6 protein-coding genes are annotated in these 7,291 nt (G+C 43.4%); 2 read left to right on the plus strand and 4 right to left on the minus strand.

Going from position 1 to position 7,291, the window contains the following annotated elements; translation table 11 throughout:
• The gene (locus HF974_05650) at positions 1-1,737 is read left to right on the plus strand and encodes an aldehyde ferredoxin oxidoreductase family protein (GenBank protein MBC2697822.1); all 1,737 of its coding nucleotides are present in this window, start codon (positions 1-3) and stop codon (positions 1,735-1,737) included.
• Between the two features lie 105 nt (positions 1,738-1,842).
• The gene (locus HF974_05655; GenBank protein MBC2697823.1) at positions 1,843-3,054 is read left to right on the plus strand and encodes a glucosyl-3-phosphoglycerate synthase; all 1,212 of its coding nucleotides are present in this window, start codon (positions 1,843-1,845) and stop codon (positions 3,052-3,054) included.
• 78 nt (positions 3,055-3,132) lie between these two features.
• Here the strand turns inward: HF974_05655 and HF974_05660 are convergent, their stop codons facing one another.
• From HF974_05660 to HF974_05675, 4 genes are all read right to left on the minus strand, one after another.
• Positions 3,133-4,362 (minus strand): glucoamylase, encoded by a 1,230-nt coding sequence (locus tag HF974_05660; protein MBC2697824.1) that lies wholly within the window; start codon positions 4,360-4,362, stop codon positions 3,133-3,135.
• 5 nt (positions 4,363-4,367) lie between these two features.
• On the minus strand, positions 4,368-4,895 hold the full coding sequence (locus tag HF974_05665) for a hypothetical protein (protein MBC2697825.1): 528 nt from the start codon (positions 4,893-4,895) through the stop codon (positions 4,368-4,370).
• 83 nt (positions 4,896-4,978) lie between these two features.
• A complete protein-coding gene (gene mpgP, locus HF974_05670; GenBank protein MBC2697826.1) occupies positions 4,979-5,791 on the minus strand; it encodes a mannosyl-3-phosphoglycerate phosphatase in 813 nt (270 codons plus the stop codon).
• 467 nt (positions 5,792-6,258) lie between these two features.
• On the minus strand, positions 6,259-7,014 hold the full coding sequence (locus HF974_05675) for an alpha/beta hydrolase (protein ID MBC2697827.1): 756 nt from the start codon (positions 7,012-7,014) through the stop codon (positions 6,259-6,261).
• Positions 7,015-7,291 lie beyond the last annotated feature (277 nt).

The following is a 7,291-nucleotide window of genomic DNA, read 5'->3' on the forward strand; positions in this document are numbered from 1 at the left end:
ATGTGGTCCAACGTACTCTATATTGATCTTGATACAGGCGAGCATAAGGTAAAGGACCGTGCCGACCTGTTCGATAAATACCTGGGCGGTACGGGCGTGGCCACCCAACTGTTACTGGAAGAATGCCCGCCCGGAACAGACCCGTTCTCACCAAAAGCCCCGATAATATTCAGCATAGGACCACTTAACACGATCTTCCCGTGCGTATCCAAAACTGTATCCATGTTCAAATCACCCATGACTGGGGAACTGGGCGAATCCCATGCGGGCGGGCGGCTGTCAATGGCCATGCGCTTTGCCGGGTATGACAGTATTGTAATAAAAGGCAGGGCAGAAAAACCGTGTTACCTGTCCATCCACGACGATGAAGTTCAGATTAAGGATGCCACCAGCATCTGGAACGTATCCTCAGTCGAGGTCATAGGCAAGATACTAAGGGAAGTGGAGCCGGGCAAGGGCAGGCGCAGCATTATGCGCATCGGCGGGGCTGGTGTGAAAATGGTGAGGTATGCCAACGTGAATGTGGACACCTACCGCCATTTCGGCAGGCTGGGCCTGGGTGCGGTCTTCGGCAGCAAGAACCTGAAAGCAATTGTGATCTCGGGCACTGAAGATGTAGAGATACCGGAGATAGCACCATACAGTAAAATGTACAATAAATTATATGATGCCGTTGTGGACACCGAGGTCATGGATAAGTACCACGATCTGGGGACTGCCGCCAACATCAATGTCCTGAACCAGTTAAAAGGACTGCCTACCCGCAACCTCAAGCAGTCAGGTTTCGAGAATGCCGAGAACATATCCGGCGAATACTTTGCTGACAACCTGCTGCTTCGCAAGATCGCATGCAGCAACTGCCCCATCGGCTGCATACATATCGCCATGCTCAAGACAACCTTCCAGAAAGGGCATGAGTTCGAAGTGAACCACATCAGTTATGATTATGAACTTATTTACTCACTGGGTACTAACCTTGGGATCAACCTTGCCGAGGACGTGCTGCGCCTCATTGACAGGTGCGAGCGCTACGGCCTTGATATTATGAGTACGGGAGGCGTACTGGCATGGGCCACCGAAAGCTATGAGAGGGACCTGATCACCCCGACAGATACCCTGGGTATAGCACTTCGCTTTGGAGACACGAACAATTACCTGAAGATGATCGATAAGATCGTGGAGATGCCAAACAAATTCTACCAGACACTGGCCAAAGGTACTGTGGCTGCGGCAGCAGAATACGGTGGTGAGGACTTTGCTGTGAACCTGGGCGGCCTGGAGATAGCGGGTTACCATACCGGTCCTGCTTCTATAGTAGGGCAGATGGTGGGTGTGCGGCATTCCCACCTTGACAACGGTGGATATAGTATTGACCAGAAAGCTGCAAGCCAGCAATTAACTGGAGAACAGATGGTGGACAAGCTCATTTATGAGGATTACTGGCGTATGATCAACAACTCCCTGGTGGCATGTCTCTTTGCAAGAGGAGTATATGGTGAACAAACTATCATCGATGCCCTGGCCAGCGTGGGTATTAAAAAGACCAGGGACGAACTTGAAACATTGGGCCGTGAGATATTCCTTGCAAAATATGAGTTCAAGAAGCAGCAGGGTTTTGACGTGGACAAAATAAAAGTTCCCGGGCGTTTCTATGAAACCATATCCCAACTGGGAATGATAAAGGAAGAGACCATCCGGGAAATGCTGGAATTGTATAAGAAGAAAACCGGAATATAATATATACTACACATATAATTGTATATAATAAATATGAGTGTATATAATAAATACAAATATATATAATAAATATAGTTGTATATAATTGAACAAGGGAATGACCAGATGGATTTTATGCAGGAACGGATCACAACGATCCATGATTTCAGGATTGAAGAGAGATCCCTCTGTTTAGCATTAGAGGACATTGCAAAGGAGCGTCCAATGACGCTGCTGATACCTATGCTCTTTGAGGAGATATTTGGAGACCATATCGAAAATATTCTCAAAGAAATCAATGAATCAAACTTCCTTACTAAAGTTGTAATAGCACTTGCTGCCGATGATGAGCAGCAATATATCCAGGTCAAACAATATTTTTCAAAACTTGAGATACCCTGTATCATAGTGTGGTGCGACGGCCCCTCGGTACAACAGGTGATTGAAGAATTAAAGGAAAAAGACCTTGATATTACCATGTTTTCCGGTAAAGGGAAGGATACATGGATCGCCCTGGGGGTTGCAACACTCGACAGCTATGCCATAGCCATGCATGATGCGGATATTGTATTTTATTCCAGGGTCCTGCCTGCAAAACTGTTGTATTCGGTTGTTGAACCTGACCTGGATTTTTTTTATAACAAGGGCTATTATGCAAGGATAGATATGGAACGCCTGATCATGTACGGGCGTGTTACCAGGCTTCTGCTCAGTCCCCTGCTGAACTCACTCCTGGAAAAGACACACTACAGTTCTAATTTCCTGAAATACATGTGTGCATTCAAGTATCCGCTATCAGGTGAATTTGGCATTACCTCAGATCTTGCCCTCAACATCCGTATGCCAGGGGACTGGGGGCTGGAAGTAGGACTACTTGCCGAAGTTTTTAAGAATACTGCCCTTAAAAGGATTTGCCAGGTAGATCTAGGGTTTTACGAACACAAACACAGGCCTATTAAATCCGATGCTGAAGAAGGTATTCAAAAGATGACCAAAGACATCACCAAGACCATTTTAAGGAATCTGGTTGAACTTGACGGTGTGGACATAGACGAGGCTTTTATGCAAAGTGTGAATGTACTGTTCAAACGTGCGGCCCAGGACCGTATCCGCCAGTACCATGCCGATGCCCTGTTTAACGGCCTGAATTACAGCAGGCATGGTGAAGAGTGCATAGTAGAAGCTTTCTCGAAATATGTGTTATCTGCGGGACGTGAATATATCCAGAATCCTGCGGATGTCCATCTCCCTGATTGGAAAAGAGCAATATCTGCTATGCCCGATATCAGGGAAAAGTTAAAGGATGCAGCTTTGAATGATTTTAATAACTATGGTTGATCCGGCAGTATCCCGGTGGGTCAAACGTTGCGACGGTACACCCAACTGCAGCAGAGCTGTGGAGTATAGTGATTAAGATTAATCCGTATAGAATTTATGCTTATAATTTGTATACGCCCTGATAAACTCGGCATGAGGCCAGATAAGGGGCATGGTAACGTAAGCAAACCCTTCTTTCCATTTTGGATGGGACCTTATATTCTCGATCATTGTGAGTTTACTGTCCCTAAGTATCTTGGCATTAGTATAATCTTCTAACCACAATTCAAAGCGTTCAACTGTAGAGATATGTTCAGGCAGCAGGTTATCATGTGCCATCTCCACCACCCAGCCCAGGTATTTATCGGCCATGTCCTGATCTCCTATAGCTGTATAATGGTTGGATAGCTGGCAGGTAAAGTGGAGCCAGGGTCCATATCCTCCATTGTTCCGGTCCCAGAGTTCAGGATACCTGTTAAGGCCGCCCAGTTCCTCGTCCCATAGCAGTTTGTTAATACGTTGCACTGTTTTTATGTTCCTCAGGTCAGTTTCTTTTATCAGGCCAAAATGGGCCGGAGCATATTCCACAGCATCTACATCTATGACTGTGGAGGCAAAGGCATCATAACCTATTGGATCTGAACTTTTGTATTTTACCCGGATGCACTTTATAAAGGACCTGCGTCTTGGACTATATAACCGTTCTAATATAGACTGGCGGACCTGTTCTGCCTGTTCCCGCCATTCTTCCACATCTTTATTCAGTGCTTCCCCAATCTCAACAGCTCCGAACAGTCCGGCGCAGCATGTGGAATTGGCATATATCTCAAAACCATGTTCATATGCAGGATATTCGTGGATGCTGTTAATAGTATGGATGAGGTTGATCTCGTCGTTCTTATTCTGGAGTATGAAGTCCACAGCTTTTTCAATGACTTCCCAGTACTGGCTGCAAAAGGCGCGGTCTGCCAGGCTTTCGTAGAACAGGCCGCCAGTGGCCTTGAGGTACTGGTTAAGGGCATAGAGCACCAGGCCGTTGCCGTCGATCTGCAAGTCCTTATAACTGGTATCGTTCCCGTCTACGTCATAACGCTGGCTGAACTCACCTGAAGGTTTCTGGGCGGCCAGCATGAATTCAAGTCCGCGTTTAGCTTCATTTAACATATCGGCCGCTATAGCGCCCAGGATACAAATAGAATGGTCACGAGGATAGATGAACGGATATCTCGTACCTGGCGGGCTGGCATAGAAACCACCATTGGGGTGTTGGTTTTCATGTAATACTTTCACACAGTTCTTGAATAATTTTTCTGCAGCAATGATGTCCACTTGATTCACTCCTTTTTGATGAATTTGAAGACACAAGCACCTTTTTCAAGAATCTTGTCAACCTCTTCCTTTGTTTTTCCAGCTTTTTCCATTGCTTCTTCATTATAAGCCAGCCTGACACCGGCAATTGACAGCTTAGATGCAAGATGCAAGGTTTCGAACCCTGCCATTTCGGCTCTTTTTTTCCTGTAGGCATTGTGCAAAAGGCATAGGATGGAAGCCATAGCAGGACATTCCACTTTATCTTTGTCCATAGCTTCTTTTTCGGTAACGTATTTCACAATAGCCTGGAATTCTTCAGGCCTCTCGCCAAAAAGGTCAACAAAACGTATTATTTCATCTGCAAAAGGGCACATTGGCAAATAGTGTAAATCATCTTCCGGGACGCCTTCAAGTCCCGACCCCTGTGTTTCTGCCAGTCCTTTCCCTATACGAGATAACAATATGCAGGTTTTTTCAGGACCTACCATTTTCACCAGTTCTGTTATACTAACCATAAATGCCTGTGGCAACATACTCCCGAGTCTAATCATGTCTTTTCCCTCTATCTATTATTACAATAATGTATTACAATAATGTATTACAATAATGTAATACAATAATGTAATATTAAGTTCTATTCCAAAATATTAATAAGCTCCTGATTCCACCCTTTTGGTCCAATACCCTTTCCCCGCTTGATATTTGGTGATGTTATGGATGGGTCATAATCGCCGCCCGGTTTTTGTACTAATACACCAATATCCACGGCCATCAGCATGGGCAGGTCGTTGAGGCTGTCGCCCAGCCCTATTGTTTTTACACCGGGCCATTTTTTCCTGTAAAGGTCTGTAAGTATAAGTACCGCCTTTCCCTTGTCATTATTACCCATTATATGGTAATACCGTCCGCCTTTTGTACAATTGAAACCCCTTTTTCTGATTTCCTGTTCCAGGAGTTCATCCTTCGGTGCCGGACTTATGATCCTGAAAGCTTCATCATAGTCCCGCTGCTTGGCAAGTGCAGCACATTCCCTGTCAAGTCCTGTGTTCTGGCACACCTCACCCACATCCATATCCCCGAATCCAATTACCTTGCAGTCGATTTTAGTACATACTTCTTTCAAAGTACTTTCAAGTATCTCGTATCCCACACCGAGTTCGATCACGTTGTAATTGTCTATTTGTTTTGTGTGGTCATAGGGGAAGTCAAAATAATCCTGTGGGATGAATATGGCCCCACCGTTCTCTGAAATAAAGGGATGGCATATGTCAAGTTTATGGCAGTAAACTTCAAGTTCAGCCCTGGTCTTGCTGGTACAAAATATCAACGGGATATTTTTTTTATTAATGAGTTCCAGGGCAGGTAGGGCCGCATCATAGGAATATGTATCGTGATCGACCAGGGTGCCGTCCATATCAGTAAAAATTATATATTCGGATGCTTGCATTTCTTCCATATTGATATAATGATGGTTACTTGTTAATTAAATTTGCTATAAAAATTGAATTTTTTAATAATTTTTTATAGTAACGGCACTTTTCAACTTTTTCATTTATTGCTATGACACTGTCCAATTTTCCAGTTATTTTCAAGACGCTGATTCACACAGATTTACGCAGATTTAAGGTTGCATCTGCGTAACCTGCACGCCCTTAAGGCGTAGCAGGCATTCACTTCCTGTGGAAGTGAATGTATCAGCGTAAATCTGCGTCTAATAGTATTTTTGAGATCACTGGATTTTGGAACTGTGACGATTGCTATTAATCCTTCAGCTAATTATGCTGAGTGAATGTCAACAACCTCGGGCTGAAGGGACGGACGCATCGGGAGGACGCTCATGGATTTCGTATTTCTATCGGTTCGCTGATTAAGTATTTCTTTTAAGATTTTGTAATATTCTTGAATTCAAAAATCTCATCCAATAAACATGTCTATAATTTCATTTAATTCATTGGCTTTGTCGATTATCACCATATGCTTGCTATCTGGTATAATTTTCAACTTTGAGTCTTTAATCTCTCTATTTAAATATCGACTCATCTTCACTGGTGTTGCTTTATCTTTTTCGCCAACAACAATTAGTGTTGGCACTTTTATTTTGGAAACTCGGTCTCTTTTATCGTAATTTTTCATGAATTCTGTAGCACAATCATAGCTTACAAACTTTTGGGTATTCATAGCTCTATCAAACGCCTCCTTCTTAACTTGTTCAGAAGGATCATACAGTAAATCAATCATCCCACGAGCGAATGACTCATAAGAGAAAATATGCATCATGATCCATATTTGGATATACCCTGAAAAATTCATTTTTGCTGAAGTGCCAACTAATACCAGTTTAGAGACTTTATCAGGATGATTCAATGCAAATGTGATAGCTGTCATACCTCCCATCGAATGACCAACAAGTATAACTTTTTCAAGATTTAGTTCTTGTATAAGAGAGTACAGGTCATTCGATAATGTTTCAATAGAATAATCGGATTTTGGTTTATCCGATTTGCCATGTCCTCTTTGGTCATACGCAATCACTTTATACTTTTCAGAGAAAAACTCAATTTGAGAGTTCCATACCGAACAATCGCACATCCATCCATGAGAAAAAATGATTGGTTCGCCTTCACCATGTACCTCATAAAATAATTCAATGTCATTTACTTTCATTTTCATATAAATTCACCCCATGTTTTAGATATATTGACCTCTTATTTAATACCTTGTGGATAACTGAGCAAAATTATATCACATATTTATTCGCACCTGATTTCCAGCTTTGAAGACATTACTTTGTTTTTCCCGCCTTCCAGGAGTATAGCCTCAGCCGTTCCACCGTAGGACTACAAGTCCAGGGCATCCCCAACCTTGTGTTGGATGTCCATACCCGCTATATTATGCGATAACTATCCGCCGAGTAGCCGGGGGCCGTTGCCAGCCCCAAGCCCTCTAA

Source organism: ANME-2 cluster archaeon (assembly GCA_014237145.1).
Lineage (GTDB): Archaea > Halobacteriota > Methanosarcinia > Methanosarcinales > Methanocomedenaceae > Methanocomedens_A.

Excerpts from the sequence above, each read along its gene's own strand:
- HF974_05650 (MBC2697822.1), top strand. The coding sequence starts at position 1 with ATGTGGTCCAACGTACTCTATATTGATCTTGATACAGGCGAGCATAAG.
- HF974_05655 (MBC2697823.1), top strand. The coding sequence starts at position 1,843 with ATGGATTTTATGCAGGAACGGATCACAACGATCCATGATTTCAGGATT.
- HF974_05665 (MBC2697825.1), bottom strand. The coding sequence starts at position 4,895 with ATGATTAGACTCGGGAGTATGTTGCCACAGGCATTTATGGTTAGTATA.
- mpgP (MBC2697826.1), bottom strand. The coding sequence starts at position 5,791 with ATGCAAGCATCCGAATATATAATTTTTACTGATATGGACGGCACCCTG.
- HF974_05675 (MBC2697827.1), bottom strand. The coding sequence starts at position 7,014 with ATGAAAATGAAAGTAAATGACATTGAATTATTTTATGAGGTACATGGT.